Here is a 443-nt window from a genome sequence, read left to right on the forward strand (position 1 = left end):
CAGTATGGCAAAAGGTAACAAAGCATGGATTTTTTTACACATCTCTCGCCCTGGCTCGCCACCGCCGTCGCGGCGCTGATCGCCATCACCGCTGCCGCCGTCGTGCACCGCATCGCCTCGCTGATCGCCCTGCGTGCCACGCGCGGCCTGCCGGTGCTCCACACGGTGGTGCAGGTGTGCGTGCCGGTGGTGCGCGTGCTGCTGCCGCTGGCGGCGCTTCAACTGGTGTGGGTGGCCGCTCCCAATGAGCAGGCCTACATCGGAACGGTGCGGCATGCCGGGGGCCTCGCCCTGATCGCTGCGGTGGCCTGGCTGCTGATCACCGGCATCGGCGGCCTGGCCGACGGGGTGATCGCGCGCTACCCGGCGGACGTGGAGGACAACCTCACGGCCCGGCGCATCGCCACGCAGGCGCGCGTGCTGTCGCGCACCGCCATGACGGG

General features: G+C 70.0%; 1 protein-coding gene. It reads left to right on the plus strand.

What is annotated here, in order from left to right; genetic code table 11:
• Positions 1–24 precede the first annotated feature (24 nt).
• Positions 25–443 (plus strand): hypothetical protein (locus GVL52_RS32135; RefSeq protein ID WP_200848003.1); only part of this gene is annotated, 419 nt, incomplete at its 3' end.

The sequence above is a fragment of the Rhizobium sp. 18055 genome, assembly GCF_902706285.1.
Taxonomy (GTDB): Bacteria; Pseudomonadota; Alphaproteobacteria; order Rhizobiales; family Rhizobiaceae; genus Rhizobium.